The 13,838-nt window shown below is 62.0% G+C and carries 16 protein-coding genes; all 16 read left to right on the top strand.

Annotated features, from left to right (window positions below; translation table 11 throughout):
* Positions 1–12: 12 nt before the first annotated feature.
* Positions 13–432, top strand: coding sequence for a flagellar motor switch protein FliN (fliN, locus tag AC1U7K_RS04340; RefSeq protein WP_480249571.1), 420 nt, complete (start codon positions 13–15; stop codon positions 430–432).
* A 32-nt stretch (positions 433–464) separates the two neighbouring features.
* Positions 465–782 carry a flagellar biosynthetic protein FliO gene (locus AC1U7K_RS04335; protein WP_480249568.1) on the top strand — a complete coding sequence of 106 codons (318 nt, stop codon included), beginning with the start codon at positions 465–467 and terminating at the stop codon, positions 780–782.
* 1 nt (position 783) lies between these two features.
* The gene (gene fliP / locus AC1U7K_RS04330) at positions 784–1,530 is read left to right on the top strand and encodes a flagellar type III secretion system pore protein FliP (RefSeq protein WP_480249567.1); all 747 of its coding nucleotides are present in this window, start codon (positions 784–786) and stop codon (positions 1,528–1,530) included.
* Between the two features lie 26 nt (positions 1,531–1,556).
* On the top strand, positions 1,557–1,826 hold the full coding sequence (fliQ, locus tag AC1U7K_RS04325; RefSeq protein WP_480249566.1) for a flagellar biosynthesis protein FliQ: 270 nt from the start codon (positions 1,557–1,559) through the stop codon (positions 1,824–1,826).
* A 3-nt stretch (positions 1,827–1,829) separates the two neighbouring features.
* Positions 1,830–2,612: a flagellar biosynthetic protein FliR gene (gene fliR, locus AC1U7K_RS04320; protein ID WP_480249565.1), complete on the top strand. Its 783-nt coding sequence runs from the start codon at positions 1,830–1,832 to the stop codon at positions 2,610–2,612.
* On the top strand, positions 2,605–3,684 hold the full coding sequence (gene flhB, locus AC1U7K_RS04315) for a flagellar biosynthesis protein FlhB (protein ID WP_480249564.1): 1,080 nt from the start codon (positions 2,605–2,607) through the stop codon (positions 3,682–3,684). Before fliR ends, flhB begins: the two co-directional genes overlap by 8 nt.
* A 106-nt stretch (positions 3,685–3,790) precedes the next feature.
* On the top strand, positions 3,791–5,812 hold the full coding sequence (gene flhA / locus AC1U7K_RS04310) for a flagellar biosynthesis protein FlhA (protein ID WP_480249570.1): 2,022 nt from the start codon (positions 3,791–3,793) through the stop codon (positions 5,810–5,812).
* A 34-nt stretch (positions 5,813–5,846) separates the two neighbouring features.
* Positions 5,847–7,112 carry a flagellar biosynthesis GTPase FlhF gene (flhF, locus tag AC1U7K_RS04305; protein WP_480249563.1) on the top strand — a complete coding sequence of 422 codons (1,266 nt, stop codon included), beginning with the start codon at positions 5,847–5,849 and terminating at the stop codon, positions 7,110–7,112.
* A 35-nt stretch (positions 7,113–7,147) separates the two neighbouring features.
* Positions 7,148–8,005 carry a MinD/ParA family protein gene (locus AC1U7K_RS04300; RefSeq protein ID WP_480249562.1) on the top strand — a complete coding sequence of 286 codons (858 nt, stop codon included), beginning with the start codon at positions 7,148–7,150 and terminating at the stop codon, positions 8,003–8,005.
* Positions 8,006–8,028: 23 nt separating this feature from the next.
* A complete protein-coding gene (locus AC1U7K_RS04295) occupies positions 8,029–8,778 on the top strand; it encodes a sigma-70 family RNA polymerase sigma factor (protein ID WP_480249561.1) in 750 nt (249 codons plus the stop codon).
* A gap of 170 nt (positions 8,779–8,948) precedes the next feature.
* Positions 8,949–9,674 (top strand): flagellar basal-body rod protein FlgF, encoded by a 726-nt coding sequence (gene flgF, locus AC1U7K_RS04290; protein ID WP_480249560.1) that lies wholly within the window; start codon positions 8,949–8,951, stop codon positions 9,672–9,674.
* Between the two features lie 241 nt (positions 9,675–9,915).
* Complete coding sequence (gene flgG, locus AC1U7K_RS04285) at positions 9,916–10,707, top strand: flagellar basal-body rod protein FlgG (RefSeq protein ID WP_480249569.1); 792 nt, start codon at positions 9,916–9,918, stop codon at positions 10,705–10,707.
* A gap of 22 nt (positions 10,708–10,729) precedes the next feature.
* A complete protein-coding gene (gene flgA, locus AC1U7K_RS04280; protein ID WP_480249559.1) occupies positions 10,730–11,461 on the top strand; it encodes a flagellar basal body P-ring formation chaperone FlgA in 732 nt (243 codons plus the stop codon).
* Positions 11,462–11,471: 10 nt separating this feature from the next.
* Complete coding sequence (locus AC1U7K_RS04275) at positions 11,472–12,164, top strand: flagellar basal body L-ring protein FlgH (RefSeq protein WP_480249558.1); 693 nt, start codon at positions 11,472–11,474, stop codon at positions 12,162–12,164.
* A gap of 6 nt (positions 12,165–12,170) precedes the next feature.
* A complete protein-coding gene (locus tag AC1U7K_RS04270) occupies positions 12,171–13,415 on the top strand; it encodes a flagellar basal body P-ring protein FlgI (protein ID WP_480249557.1) in 1,245 nt (414 codons plus the stop codon).
* The gene (locus AC1U7K_RS04265; RefSeq protein WP_480249556.1) at positions 13,415–13,795 is read left to right on the top strand and encodes a rod-binding protein; all 381 of its coding nucleotides are present in this window, start codon (positions 13,415–13,417) and stop codon (positions 13,793–13,795) included. Before AC1U7K_RS04270 ends, AC1U7K_RS04265 begins: the two co-directional genes overlap by 1 nt.
* Positions 13,796–13,838 lie beyond the last annotated feature (43 nt).

The following is a 13,838-nucleotide window of genomic DNA, read 5'->3' as shown; positions in this document are numbered from 1 at the left end:
AGGACACCACCAATGCACAACTTATTCCACGTACTTCAGAGACAGGACACTAGAGGAGGGCGTATGGGGAACGGGGAGCCGCAACAGCAACCGGCCGAGGCCGGGGGAGTCGCAACGGGGCCGAAGCCGGCCACGTTTCCGCCGTTGGAAGGCAAAGACGGCGAGACGTCGATCAAGAACCTCGACTTCATTCTCGATATCCCGATGCAGGTGTCCGTGCAACTCGGGTCGACACGGATGCTCATCCGGGACCTCCTACAATTGGGGCAAGGGTCCGTGATCGAATTGGAGAAGCTGGCGGGCGAACCCTTGGAAGTCCTGGTGAACAACCGGTTGGTCGCCCGCGGCGAGGTCGTGGTGGTCAACGAGAAGTTCGGCATTCGCTTGACGGACGTGGTGAGCACAGTCGAACGGATCCAGCATTTAGGGTAGGCGCGATGGAGCTTTGGGAGAGCATCTCGAGGATGATCGTCTCGCTGGGCGTCGTCCTGGCCCTGATGATGGGGCTGCTCTATGTCGCGCGCCGGGTGATGGCGGGACGGGGCATGATCACGGCGAGCCGGCCCCTCGTGCACGTGCTCGCAACCGGGTACCTGGGTCCGCGCAAAACCGTGTCCTTGGTGTCGGTGGCGGGAGAATTCCTGATCGTCGGCGCGACGGCGAACGACCTGATCCCCTTGGGCCGCGTCACGGATCCTGCGAGCATCAAAGCTCTCGTTGATGGAAAGGTTGAGGTTAATGGGCAGGTTGAGGCCGACGTTCAGGCGGAGATCAGAAAATAAGATGCCAGCCCGACGGATTCTTCTCGGTTTAGCCTTAACCTTCATCTTCTTCCTCCCCGCCAATGCTTTTGCCGCGAACGGCCCCTCGATCTCTATCGATTTGGGAAACGCCACGCGGGGGCAAACGGCCGTCGTCATCCAGATCCTCGCGCTGCTCACCGTCCTCTCGCTCGCCCCGGCGTTCTTCATTATGGTCACGTCGTTCACCCGGATCGTCATCGTGTTGGCCTTTCTCCGGCAAGCCCTCGGCGCCCAGCAAGTGCCGCCGAATCAAGTGCTCATCAGCCTGGCCTTGTTCCTGACTATGTTCGTGATGGCGCCCGTCGGCCAGACGGTCTATGCGGACGCGATCCAGCCGATGCTCGCCGAGCAGATCACCTATGAGCAGGCATGGATCAAGGGCATGGAGCCGATCCGCACCTTCATGCTGAAGCAAGTGCGAGATAAGGATCTCGAGTTGTTCGTCGACCTCGCGAAGTTGCAGAAGCCATCGTCCCCGGCCGACGTGCCGACGCACGTCATCATTCCTGCGTTCATCTTGAGCGAACTGCGGATCGCCTTTCAGATCGGGTTCTTGATCTACATTCCGTTCCTGATCGTCGATATGGTCGTGGCGAGCGTGCTGATGTCGATGGGCATGATGCTCTTGCCGCCCGTCGTCATCTCGCTGCCGTTCAAACTGATTCTCTTCGTGCTCGCCGATGGCTGGTATCTCGTTGTCGGCTCGATGGTGAAGAGCTTCCAATGAGGATGTCGAGGAGGATGTGGTGATCTATGTCTCATGATGCCGTGATCGAGATCGGTCGCCGGGCGATCGAAACGATGTTGCTGGTGTCCACGCCGATGCTCGCGCTCAGCTTGATCGTCGGGCTGTTGGTGAGCTTGTTTCAAGCGATGACGCAGATTCACGAGGCGACGCTGAGCTTTGTGCCGAAGATCCTGGCCGTCTTCGTCGCGGCGTTGCTGTTCTTTCCCTGGATGCTGAGCAGCTTGGTCGGCTTCATGACGAGCCTGCTCGCATCTATTCCAGATTACGCACGCTGAACCATGGCGCACGTCCTGCACCTGGCGCTTCCCCAGTTTCAAGCCTTCGTGATCGTCGTCATGCGGGTCGCCGGCCTGCTCGCGTCCTGGCCGATCTTGGGGAGCCGGGCGGTGCCGCTTCAAATCAAGACGGGATTGGTCGTGATGCTGGGCTTGGTGCTGGTGCCGATCGTCCGTGTGCCGGAGTCGCCTGGCGATCCGGTGCTCCTCACCGCGGGGATGGGGACGGAGTTCCTGATCGGCATGGTCATCGGACTCGCCGTGCGGGTGCTGTTCGCCGGCATCGAATTGGCCGGTGAGCTGATCGGAACACAGATGGGACTGAGCGTGGTTCAGTTGTTCGATCCGACCACGGCGCAGCAGGTGCCGTTGGTGGGGCAATTTCAGACGATGATTGCGTCGCTCGTCTTTCTCTCGGTCAATGCCCACATGATGGTCGTGCGTGCGATCGTCGAGAGTTTCGAGATGATTCCACCCTTCGGCGCCCGGCTGTCCTCGATGCTGATGGAGGATGTGCTTCGCCTCTCCACCGATCTCTTTGCCGTTGCCATCAAACTCGCCGCCCCTGTTGTGGCGGTGGCGCTGATGGTCAATCTCGCGATGGCGATCATCGGGCGGGGCGTGCCGCAGATGAATGTCTTCGTCTTGACCTTTCCATTGACGATCGCCGCCGGCCTGCTCGTGCTCGGAGCCTCGATGCCCTACGCGGTGGCGCTCATGCAGTCCGAATATGGCCGGCTGGCTGGAACCGTGCACGACCTGCTGAGGGTGCTGGGCCATGGCTGACTACACGGGGAACCGGACGGAGCAAGCGACGCCGCGGCGAAAAGCCGACGCCAGGCGCAAAGGCCAGATTGCACTGAGTCGCGATGTGCCGACGGCGGCCGTGCTGTTCGGCGCAATCGGCCTGCTGTTTCTCCTCTCGGGGACGGCGGTCACGAAGTTGACGGCGATGATGCAGGCGTGGCTGTCGCGCGTGGCTGATCCGGCGTCGCGCGCCGAGGTGACCCCCGAGGCTCTCCGGCATCTGCTGCAGTCGTTTGCCTGGGATGCACTCGGGCTGTCCCTTCCATTTGCCGGCGGGATCGCCGTGATCGGCTGCGCCGGCTATCTGCTGCAGACCGGATGGCTGTGGCAGACCGAGTCGTTGCGGGTCGATCCGTCACGCGTCAGCCCGATTGCGGGCCTGACCCGATTGGTCTCGTTCAGGTCCGTCGCGGAGTTGGTCAAGGCACTCGTGAAGGTTGCGATCATCGGGATCGCCGCGTACCTCGCGATCAGCCGTGATCTGCACCGGTTGCCGGAGTTCATTCAATACGACCTGCCGACAACCCTCCACATGACGGCGGCGCTCGTGTTCCGCTTGAGCCTGCTCATTGCCACGACCGTCGGCCTCATTGCCGTGGCCGACTATGGCTATCAGTGGTTCGAATGGGAGCGCAGCCTCCGGATGACGCCGCAAGAGGTCAAGCAGGAGCAGCGCGAGGCGGAGGGTGATCCGCTCTTGAAGTCCCGCGTGCGGAGCGTGCAACGGCAAATGGCCCGGTCCCGCATGATGGCCGCGGTGCCCACCGCCGACGTCGTCATCACCAACCCCACGCACCTCGCTGTGGCCTTGCGCTATGACGCCCACACGATGGCCGCCCCCGTCGTCGTGGCGAAGGGCGCCGGATTCATCGCCGAGCGGATCAAGGAGATCGCCGCCGAGCATGGCGTGATGGTGATGGAGAACAAACCGGTGGCGCGGATGCTGTTCCAGGTGGTGGATGTCGGCCGCGAGGTCCCCGTCGAGCTCTACAAGGCGGTCGCCGAAATCCTCGCGCTCGTCTATCGCGCGCGCGGGCAGGAGGCGGTGTAGGTAAACCATGGCACGTAGAGCCGCTTCCATCACAGCCGTCCAATCGGCTCCAGCCCCACGGCGGCCATCGCCCGCCGACGCATTGATTCGTCACCCCGATATCCTCATGTCCGTCGGCGTGGTCGGCGTCTTGATGATCATGTTGCTGCCGCTCCCACGGTTTGCCCTCGACGTGCTGCTCGCCTTCAACATCACGCTGGCGGTCCTGGTGTTGCTGGTCGGCATGCAGGTCCGGAAGCCGCTCGATTTTTCCGTGTTCCCCTCCGTGCTGCTCATGGTCACGCTGCTGCGGCTCTCGCTGAACATCGCCGCGACCCGCTTGATCCTCCTGCACGGGAACGAAGGGACGGGCGCGGCGGGCGAAGTCATCCGCGCCTTTGGGAATTTCGTCGTCGGCGGCAGCTATACGGTCGGGCTCGTCGTGTTCGTGATCCTCGTCGTTATCAATTTCGTCGTCGTGACCAAGGGCGCCGGCCGCATCGCGGAAGTCGCCGCTCGGTTCACTCTGGATGCCATGCCCGGCAAACAGATGAGCATCGATGCCGACCTCAACGCAGGCTTGATCAATGAGGCCGAGGCCCGGCGACGTCGCTTGGAGGTGTCCGAAGAGGCGGACTTTTACGGGGCGATGGACGGGGCCAGCAAATTCGTGCGCGGCGACGCCATCGCGGCCGTGATCATCATCCTGGTCAACATTATTGGCGGCCTCGCGATCGGCGTCCTTCAAAACGGGATGACGCTCGCCGCCGCCGCGCAAACGTACACGCTGCTGACGGTCGGCGAAGGCCTGGTCGCGCAGGTGCCGGCGCTCATCGTCTCGACGGCGGCCGGTATTGTGGTTACCCGCGCGGCCTCGGACGGCGATCTCGGCCACGAGATTACCACGCAGATCCTCGTGTCGCCGAAAGTCCTTGCAACGGCCGCCGGCATCCTCCTCACGCTCGGCGTAATTCCGGGCCTGCCGCATCTCGCCTTTCTCGTGCTCGGGGGCGCGGTCGGGTGGGTGGCGTACGAGCTGTACAAGCAAGAGCAGGCGCCGGCGCCGCAGGCCGAGACGACGCCGGTCAAGCCCGCCGAGCCGACGCCGCAAGTCCTGCCGTTGGATCTCATGGAGGTGCAGGTCGGCTACGGGCTGATCAGTCTGGTGGACAACGACCGCGGCGGGACCTTGCTCGATCGTATCAAGGGCCTGCGGCGGCAAGTGGCGGCGGAGATGGGCTTTCTCGTGCCGCCGATCCACATCCGCGACAATTTACAACTTCGTCCGAACGAGTACGCCGTGCTGCTCAAGGGAGTCGAACTCGTTCGCGGTGAGGTGTTGCCAGGCCACGTGCTGGCCATTGACCCCGGCAACGCGCGGAGAGGAGTCGTGCAGGGGATCGCGACGAAGGAACCGGCGTTTGGTCTGCCGGCACTGTGGGTGCCGGAAGGCTCCCGGGAACAGGCGCAGATCGCCGGTTACACCGTGGTCGACGGCAGCTCCGCCATCGCGACCCATCTGTCCGAGATCATCAAGCGTCATGCATCCGAGTTGCTGGGCCGGCAGGAGGTGCAGGCCTTGCTCGACGAAGTCGCGAAGAACTATCCGAAGCTCGTGGAGGAACTCGTCCCCGCGCTCGTACCGCTCGGGGTGCTCGTTCGCATTCTCGGGAATCTGTTGAGAGAAGGGGTTCCCATCCGCGACTTGCGGACGATCCTGGAAGCCGTCGCCGATCACGCGACGGTCACCAAGGATCCGGACGTCTTGACGGAAGCGGCGCGCCAAGCGCTGGCACGGACGATCACCAAGCAATACGCGGCTCCCGACGGCACGCTCGCCGTCATCACGCTCGATCCACGGTTGGATCGGAACCTGGCGGAACAGGTGGCGAACGGGCAGGGCGGGTACTGGGCGATGGATCCCGGGATCGCGCAACGGTTGCTCGGCGTGTTGAAGCAGGCGGCCGAGCGTGCCGCCGCACGCGGTCAGCAGCCGGTGATTCTGTGCTCACCGGCCCTGCGACGACATCTACGCAAGCTCACCGACCGTGTGCTGCAAAGCGTGCCGGTCCTTGCTCCAAACGAAATCGACAGCATGGCCAAGATCAAAGCCGCCGAGACCGTTCGACTCGGAGATGAAGCCGCGTGACGAGAGACCGTAAGCCTCTCTGGATGAGGGCGACATGAAGATCAAGACGTTCCAGGCAATGACGATGCAGGAGGCGCTCAAGGCGATCAAAGCCGAATTGGGACCGGACGCGGTCATCCTGTCGACGAAATCGCTGGACCCGGGAAAAACGCGATTCGGCCTGCTGGGTCGCTCGATGGTGGAGGTGACGGCGGCGGTGGACCGCCAGGTGAAATTGAATGCGCCGGCCGGCCGATCGGGCGCTATTGAGAACGATCATGCCAAAGCCGCTCCCCGCGCGACCGTGCGGTTCCGCGACGTGCTGTCTTCTTCGCTTGGGGCGGCCTCCTCCTCGCCAGTGGCTCACGGGAACCCGGCCTCGAGTTCGGGCTTTCATCAGCGGTCGTCGGCGCGGCCCGACCTCGACCCGGTTCTGGAGGAGTTAAAGCACATTCGCGAATACCTACGTACCGCAGACGCCGTTCCCAAGCCCGTCGAGGAACTGCCGGAAGCGCTCCACCGATATCGCGACGAGCTTCTCGCCCGCGGGCTCGATCAGACGATGACGCTCGCGATAGTCCGGGACGCGGCCGCTCGTCTTACAAAGGACTGCCCGGACACCGCGATGCGCAGAGCCATGGCAGCCGTGATCGAGCCGAGGATTCTCACGAGCGGGCCGCTTTTGCAGTCGGACGAGAAAAGGAAAATCGTCATCCTCGTTGGGCCGACCGGCGTGGGGAAGACGACAACCCTCGCAAAGTTGGCGGCGCACTATCGCCTTCACGAGCATCGTCCCGTCGCGCTGATCACGCTCGATACCTACCGACTGGCCGCCGTCGAGCAACTGCGGACTTACGCGACGCTCATCGGCGTGCCGATGGACGTCGCCCTGACGCGACGTGACGCGATCGAGAGTATTGGGCGGCGACCCGAGGCTGACTTGATTCTCATTGATACGGCAGGGCGCAGCCCCCGCGATGCCGGCGGCATGACGGAACTGCGGCAACTGCTCGACCTCGGCAATCCCGTCGACATTCACCTCGTCTTATCGGCCACGACGCGCGAGCGGGACCTGCTCGAGAACGTCCAGCGGTTTCAAAGCCTGCCGATCAACCGGCTGTTGTTTACGAAGCTCGATGAAACGGACGCACATGGCGCCGTATTCGAGGTGATGCAGCGGACACGCCTGCCGCTGTCGTACCTCACCCGTGGGCAGCGCGTCCCCGAGGACCTCGACATCGCGACCCCGGCGACCGTCGCACAGTTGCTTGTCGGCCCATCGATGGCGATTGCAATGACGGCACCGACCGCGACCATTTGAGCATGGCAATGCAGGATATCCTGGAAGGAGCACCAATGGATCAAGCCATAACATTGCGCCAATTCAACTCGGAAACTCTGCCCTCGGTCGGCGTTCAGGTCATTGCCGTCACGAGCGGAAAGGGCGGCGTGGGGAAGACAAACGTCGTCGCGAACCTCGCCGTCATGCTCGCGCGCGAAGGCAAGCGCGTGCTCGTGCTCGATGCGGATTTGGGATTGGGAAATCTCGACGTACTGCTAGGCTTGGTGCCCGAGTGGACGCTCGAGCACGTGTTGGACGGGCAAAAAGCGCTGGCCGACATCGTCATGCGCGAGCCGGGCGGCATCGGCATTCTCCCGGCGAGTTCGGGAATGTACGACCTCACCGCGCTGACGCCCGAGCAGCAACTGCTGTTGCAAGTGGAATTGGACCGGATGGCGAATGCCATCGACGTGCTGCTGATCGATACCGGGGCTGGCATTTCATCCAACGTCTTGTTCTTCGCCTCGGCGGCACAAGAGATCTTGGTCGTCGCTTCACCGGAGCCGACGTCCATGACCGATGCGTACGCGGTGATGAAGGTCTTGTCCCAGCGCCACGCCGAGACGCGTTTCCGTCTGCTCATCAACATGGCGCGGCATCAACGGGAGGCGCTGGAGATCTACCGCAAGATCACGCTCGTCGCCGACAAGTTTCTGAACATCTCCATTGACTACGTCGGTTACATCCCAGACGACGACTATGTCCCGATGTCCGTCTGCAAGCAGCGGCCGGTCGTCGATCTCTATCCGCACGCGCCTTCGGCGCAAGAGTTTCGGCGCCTGGCCCGGACGGTGGTGCAGTGGAAGGCTGAACACCCGAAAGGCGGGGTTCAGTTTCTCTGGCGAGGTCTGATCGCGCGGTCTGAGGCATGAGGAATAGACGAAGGAGTGCCGTGATGAATCAGGCGGTGGACGTGAAGGCGGGTAAAGCTCGCGCGAACGACGAGGATGAGCAAGAGCGGATCATCAGAGAATTTGCCCCGGTCGTGAAGGCGATCGCCCACCGGCTCGCCTTTCGGTTGCCGGCTCACCTGGATGCCGATGATTTGATCTCGGTCGGCATCATGGGCCTCATGGACGCGATGAAAAAATACGACCCGAGCCGGGAAGCGAAGTTCAAGACGTACGCCGAATTTCGGATTCGCGGGGCGATGCTGGATGAAATGCGGTCGATGGATTGGATCCCGCGGTCCGTGCACGAGCGACTCTCCACGCTGGAAAAGGCGAACGCGGAGTTGTTGAGCCGGCTGGGGCGGCCGCCGACGGAAGGAGAATTGGCGGCCGAGTTGAAATTGACGTCATCCGAGCTTGCGGACTTTTTGACGCGCGCACAAGGCGCCGTGCTCGTGAGCCTGGAAGACCTCGGGGTCCAGGAGACGGATGGCCGAAAGATTCTTCGCATGCTCGTCGATACGGAGCATCCCGACCCGTTGGCGATGGTGGTCACCGAGAATCGCCGCGAGATCTTGGCCAAGGCGATCGACGCGCTACCCAAGAAGGAGCGGCTCGTGTTGACGCTCTATTATTGTGAAGAACTCACGATGAAGGAAATCGGACGGATTCTCAATGTCACCGAGTCGCGCGTCTGCCAGCTCCACACAAAGGCTATTTTAACGTTGAAGGCGACGCTGCGCGATCTCGATTAAGGTCGGCAAAATCTGCCGCTCTTGCAAAAGCTGCCGAACGGGGACGAGCGAATGGGCGCATGCACAAGCCGAAGCTACAGAGAACGTGCTGTTCTCGCAGCGAGTTTACAGGGTTTAAGGCTCGTGACTTGGCACCCCAGTTGCTTTGATCGCCGAGGAAGGAGACGGCCATGAATCGCGGTATTTATCCTATTTTATCCGGCGCGCTGGCGCAGGAGCGACAAATTCAGGTCTTTGCGAACAACGTCGCGAACGTCAATACGGCCGGCTTCAAGGAAGATGAAGCGTTGTTTCGTTCGGTCTTGTCGCGTTCGATGGGGACTGGCGTTCCAACCGGACCGAGCGAGCGCGTCTTTGCGTCGGTTCAGGGACTCAAGACCGTCTTCGACACCGGTCGATTGCGGCGTACCGGCAATCCGTTCGATCTTGCGATCCGAGGATCCGGCTTTTTTGAAGTGAAGACGCCGGAGGGGCCGCGCTACACGCGAAACGGAATCTTTCACCTCGACGGGAAGCGACGACTCGTGACCGACATGGGGTATCCCGTGATGGGAACACGGGGCGAGATCAAGGTCAAAGACGGCACGGTGCAGATCAGTCCCGCTGGTGCAATCTCGGTCAACAACGAGGAAGTCGCGAAGCTCAAGATCGTTGATTTTGCGGACAGCGAGCGTCCGCAGAAGATGCAGGACGGCCTCTTCGCCGGCGGCAAGGCCAAGTCCGCGAAGGATGCGGTGGTCGAAACCGGGTTCGTCGAGGAGTCGAACGTCAACGCGCTCACTGAGATGGTCAAGCTCATTCAAGGCATGCGGATGTACGAGTCGGCCCAAAAGGTGATTCAAGCGTTTGATCAGATGACGCAGCGCGCAGTCGAGGATGTGGGACGGGTGGGATAGCGGGTCCTATCGCCGAACAGCCCGCCCGTGCTCGCTCCCCGGCCGCCTCACCATCTCGGCGGCGCACACAGACGTGCTGCTCCTTCTTCGTCGCAGCGTGCGCCCCATCCGCCAGTGGGGCCCTGACGCTCCGCTTGAGGAAGAGTCGCGTCTTGACGCGACCGGGTGGGCGGGTGATAACAGCCGGGCGCGCGGTTCGGCGCCATCCGTGTAGTACGTTAAATAACTTCGGAGGTGAATGATGATTCGTGCGATGTGGACGGCGGCGACGGGGATGACGGCCCAGCAGTTGAACGTGGATACGATCGCGAACAACTTGGCGAACGTGAACACGAATGCATTCAAGCGGAGCCGCGCGGAATTCGCCGATCTGCTCTATCAGATCCAGCGGATGCCGGGCACCAGCTCCTCGAACATCGGCGTCTTTCCTGTCGGCGTGCAGGTCGGCGCCGGCGTGCGACCGGTGACCGTCTCGAAGGAATGGGTGCAGGGCAATCTCCGCCAGACCGGCAACGATCTGGACGTGGCGATCGACGGCCCGGGCTTCTTTCAAGTGCAACGCCCGGACGGCACGATCATGTACACCCGGAACGGCTCCTTCAAGCGGGACAACATCGGGAATTTGGTCACGGGGGACGGCGATGTGTTGAATCCGGTCATTACGATTCCCTCGGGGGCCCTAAAGGTCGACATCGGACAGGACGGGACGGTCTCCGTCCTGTTGCCCGGTGTCACGCAGGCATCCCAAATCGGTCAGATCCAACTGACCCGATTCGATAACCCGGCGGGGCTCGTCTCGGTTGGAAACAATCTCTTTCTCGACAGCTTCGCTTCCGGTCCGCCGACGCAAGGCGTGGCCGGGTTTTCGACCGGCTTCGGCACCATCCAGCAAGGCTTTCTCGAAAGCTCCAATGTGAACCTTGCCGAGGAAATGGTCAGCATGATCATCGCGCAGCGCAGCTACGAGATCAATTCCAAAGCGATTCAAGCGGCCGACGAGATGATGGGCATCGCCAACAACATCCGACGATGATCTGAACAAGGGGACATCGACCATGCGAACGGACCGTTCACTGCTGATCGTCGCCAGCATCTTCCTCCTGGGCATGACAACGGCGGAAGCGGCGCGGAAAACTTCGACCCCGTTTCAGGCGATCACCGTGCAGCAATTTCAGCAGACCGTCGCCGACTACATAAGACGTCAGGCGGAGGTGAAGATCGCCGACGTACAGGTGAACATTCTGGACCCCAGCGACTCCCTGCGGGTACCCGGCGGGACGTTGGCGCTCGCGGTCCGCTCCGGGGTGCCGCAAGAGGCGTACGGCCGGCGCGAGTTCGACGTCGACGTGACGATCAACGGCAAGCTGAGTCACACGGTCAGAGTCACGGCCGATGTGGCGGCGTTCGTGGATGCCGTGGTGGCCACGCGGGTCATTCGAGTGGACGACATCCTGGAGGAGGAGGATGTCACGATCGCTCGTACACCGCTCGGGCTCGCCTCGCGGCAGTTCCTGACCGATCCGACCGAAGCCATTGGAAAGCGCGCCCTGCGTCCGTTGACTCCGAACGGCGTGATCAACACGGCCGCGCTCGGTCCACCGTATCTCGTTCGAAAGGGAGAACGGGTGACGATCGAGGCGAAACGGGGAGGCCTCCTCGTTCAGGCGATCGGCGTGACGAAGGCCGTCGGTCAGGCGGGACAAATCGTGATGGTGACGAACCAGGATTCCGGAAAAGATGTACGGGCGAAAGTCGTCGGGCCGGGGTTGGTCCGGGTCGAGTTCTGAGTTGGAAGGGATGGTTCCTCACACCACGGACATCCGCCCCGTCTTGGGCCTGATCGTTCTTGCGGTGATGACCGCCTGCACCACGCCGGTACCAAGCTCCAAACTCGTCGTGCCTCCCATCCCGCCGCCGAAAACCGTCGGGTCGCTTTGGCAAGAGGAAAACGGCCGCGCCTACCTCTACGAGGATATGCGGGCGATGCGTGTCGGGGACATCATCACGATCAAGATCGTCGAGGACCATAAGGGGTCCAAGAGCGCAGACACGAGTGCGCAACGGGAATCGACCTTGACCAATACCGTCAACGGCGGTGCGACCGGGACGATCGGGATCCCGGGCATTCGGTTGGGCGCCGAGGCGCAACGCGGGTTCGGCATCGACGCCAGCTCGCAGAACAAATTCGGCGGCAAAGGCGCCACGAATCGCGCCGACACGTTGACGGGCACGCTATCCGCCATGGTCATCGAAGTCCTGCCGAACGGCGATCTCCGGGTCGAAGGTCGCCGCGAAGTCGTGGTGAACAGTGAAAAGCAGTTGATGAGCTTGAGCGGCATCGTCCGGCGAGTCGACGTAGACACCAAGAACACGGTGCTGTCGAGCGCGATCGCCGAAGCCAAGATCGAATACGCTGGACTCGGCGTGGTCGATGACGTGCAGCGGCCGGGCTGGTTCGTCCGCATTTTGGATTGGATCTATCCATTCTAGGGAATTATGAAGAAACCAACATCGAAATCTCGGTCTCTCTCGAGTCCCCGTCGCAACACGTCCGCCTCGCGTCGCAATCGAGCGATAGAGCAGCAGGGGGCGCATGTCCTCGCGAAGCTCCTGTTGCGGTATCGGCTGATTACGTTCCTGCTCGTGGCGTGTCTGGCGTGGCCGACTTTCGGTCATGCCGCACGCATCAAAGACGTCGCCATGATCGAAGGTGTGCGCGAGAACCAGCTCATCGGCTACGGCCTCGTCGTCGGCTTGGACCGGACCGGCGATCAGGTGATCGGCGGTCAGTTTACGATCCAGGCGATGATGTCCATGTTGAACAAGATGGGCATCAACCTCGTGATCAATCCGATTCAGTTGTTGACGCGTAATATTGCCTCGGTGATGGTCACGGCCAAGCTGCCTCCGTTCGCCAAGCCCGGGATGACGTTGGATGCGGTGGTCTCGTCCATGGCGAACGCCAAGAGCCTCCAAGGCGGCACATTGCTCTTAACACCGTTGAAGGCGCCGAATCAGCAGGTGTACGCGGTGGCGCAAGGCCCGATCTCGATCGGCGGCTTTCTCGGTGGGACAGGTGGGGCCGGCGGTAGCACGGTCGTGAAGAACCACCAGGCCGCCGGTATGGTTCCCGGCGGGGCGATCGTCGAAAAAGAGGTGGCGGTCAATATCGAGAACTGGGACTCGATCAACATCATGCTGCGCCAAGCGGATTTCACGACCGCGCTGCGAGTGAGCGAAGCGATCGACGGGATCTTTGGGCCGGGGACGGCGGTGCCGGTGAATTCCGGGCAAATCCGGTCGGCGATTCCCGCGAGCTTCCAGGGCAAAATCGTCCAGTATGTTGCCACACTCGAGGCGCTCGATGTCTCTGTTGACGTACCGGCCAAGGTCGTGGTGAACGAACGAACGGGAACAGTTGTCCTTGGGGAGCACGTGCGGCTCTCAACCTGTGCGATCTCTCATGGGAACCTCAGCATTTCGGTCAAGTCCACCTTGAATGTCTCGCAACCGCCGGCCCCCGTGATCGGCTCGACGGGCGGACAGACGGTCGTGACGCCCGACGTGCAAACGGAGGTGAAAGAGGAGCAGTCGCGCTTGATGGTGGTCGATGAAACGGTGACGTTGGGTGAAGTGGTGCGGGCGTTGAACGCCGTCGGTGTGACGCCACGCGATCTCGTGGCGATTCTCTCAGCCTTGAAGGCGGCCGGCGCGCTTCAAGCCAGCCTCGAGATTATTTAATGGTCGGACCCTCGATGGAGATGCTGCCCTTACATATGCCACCGGCCGCCGAGCAGGCCGGCTCTCAGCAGATGCAGCATTTGGCCGAGTCGCTCCGCGCCGAGAAACCGGGTCAACAGGCCGAGGAGCTTCGAAAGGCGGCGCGGGAATTCGAAGGCTATTTCATTGCCTATTTAATGAAGGAAATGCGGGCAACCGTCCCAAAGGGCCTCATTGAGAACAAGGCTGGTGACCAGTTCTATAGTTTTTATGATCAGGAAATCGGGCGGTTGGCCGCCGAGGCCGGCGGGATTGGACTGGCGCGAATGCTCGAGACCGAGCTAAGCCGGCAGCAAGGGAGTGGAAATTCGCCTCAAGTTTTGGCCGGCGAGAACCGATAGAGAGATGAGCGCATAGGACTATCAACCTTCCTCACAGCGGAAG

The sequence above is a fragment of the Nitrospira sp. Vd2 genome (genome assembly GCF_979581665.1).
This window is presented reverse-complemented; position numbering and strand designations above follow the sequence as displayed.

Bases quoted from the DNA above. Each gene is read 5' to 3' on its own strand.
- flhB (WP_480249564.1), top strand. From the start codon at position 2,605: ATGGCTGACTACACGGGGAACCGGACGGAGCAAGCGACGCCGCGGCGA.
- AC1U7K_RS04300 (WP_480249562.1), top strand. From the start codon at position 7,148: ATGGATCAAGCCATAACATTGCGCCAATTCAACTCGGAAACTCTGCCC.
- AC1U7K_RS04270 (WP_480249557.1), top strand. From the start codon at position 12,171: ATGAAGAAACCAACATCGAAATCTCGGTCTCTCTCGAGTCCCCGTCGC.
- flgG (WP_480249569.1), top strand. From the start codon at position 9,916: ATGATTCGTGCGATGTGGACGGCGGCGACGGGGATGACGGCCCAGCAG.
- flgA (WP_480249559.1), top strand. From the start codon at position 10,730: ATGCGAACGGACCGTTCACTGCTGATCGTCGCCAGCATCTTCCTCCTG.
- AC1U7K_RS04335 (WP_480249568.1), top strand. From the start codon at position 465: ATGATCGTCTCGCTGGGCGTCGTCCTGGCCCTGATGATGGGGCTGCTC.
- AC1U7K_RS04275 (WP_480249558.1), top strand. From the start codon at position 11,472: ATGGTTCCTCACACCACGGACATCCGCCCCGTCTTGGGCCTGATCGTT.
- AC1U7K_RS04265 (WP_480249556.1), top strand. From the start codon at position 13,415: ATGGTCGGACCCTCGATGGAGATGCTGCCCTTACATATGCCACCGGCC.
- flgF (WP_480249560.1), top strand. From the start codon at position 8,949: ATGAATCGCGGTATTTATCCTATTTTATCCGGCGCGCTGGCGCAGGAG.
- flhF (WP_480249563.1), top strand. From the start codon at position 5,847: ATGAAGATCAAGACGTTCCAGGCAATGACGATGCAGGAGGCGCTCAAG.
- fliQ (WP_480249566.1), top strand. From the start codon at position 1,557: ATGTCTCATGATGCCGTGATCGAGATCGGTCGCCGGGCGATCGAAACG.
- fliN (WP_480249571.1), top strand. From the start codon at position 13: ATGCACAACTTATTCCACGTACTTCAGAGACAGGACACTAGAGGAGGG.
- flhA (WP_480249570.1), top strand. From the start codon at position 3,791: ATGTCCGTCGGCGTGGTCGGCGTCTTGATGATCATGTTGCTGCCGCTC.
- fliP (WP_480249567.1), top strand. From the start codon at position 784: ATGCCAGCCCGACGGATTCTTCTCGGTTTAGCCTTAACCTTCATCTTC.
- fliR (WP_480249565.1), top strand. From the start codon at position 1,830: ATGGCGCACGTCCTGCACCTGGCGCTTCCCCAGTTTCAAGCCTTCGTG.
- AC1U7K_RS04295 (WP_480249561.1), top strand. From the start codon at position 8,029: ATGAATCAGGCGGTGGACGTGAAGGCGGGTAAAGCTCGCGCGAACGAC.